The sequence below is a fragment of the Chryseobacterium phosphatilyticum genome, from assembly GCF_002899825.2.
GTDB lineage: Bacteria > Bacteroidota > Bacteroidia > Flavobacteriales > Weeksellaceae > Chryseobacterium > Chryseobacterium phosphatilyticum.
Window position 1 is genome coordinate 1 of record NZ_PPED02000058.1, and the last position, 515, is coordinate 515.

A 515-nucleotide genomic window follows, 5' to 3' on the forward strand; every position below is an offset into this window, starting at 1 on the left:
GATGTAATCGCCGGTGAGGTTGATATGCTCCCAGCCCAGCGGTGAGAGATGGGCGAGCAGGTGAGCCGGCACGAACTCGTCGCCGCGCAGCCTGGCCAGCGCGCGCTCCAGGTATCGGGTGTTCCACAGGACGATGGCCGTGACCACCAGGTTGAGGCCCGAGGCGCGGTGCTGCTGGTTCTCGTAGGTGCGATCGCGGATCTCGCCGAGGCGATGAAGGAAGACGGCCCGGGCCAAGCTGTTGCGCGTCTCCCCCTTGTTCAGCTCGTGCCCGGTCGAGCGGCGCAGCTCGGGGTCTTCGATCCAGTCGAGCATGAACAGCGTACGCTCCATCCGCCCGATCTCGCGCAGCGCGGTCGCAATCCCATTCTGCCGCGGATGGGCCGCGAGCTGGCGCATGATCACCGAGGCCGTGACGGTTCCCGCCCGCAGCGACGCGACGATGCGAAGGATATCGGGCCAATGGGCGCGGATGAGGGCCCCGTTGATCCGGCCGCCGATCAGGGGGGCCAGGG

At 68.2% G+C, this 515-nt stretch carries 1 protein-coding gene; it reads right to left on the reverse strand.

Going from position 1 to position 515, the window contains the following annotated elements; translation table 11 throughout:
* Nucleotides 1-515 (reverse strand): Tn3 family transposase (locus tag C1631_RS24845; protein ID WP_165828373.1); only part of this gene is annotated, 515 nt, incomplete at both ends.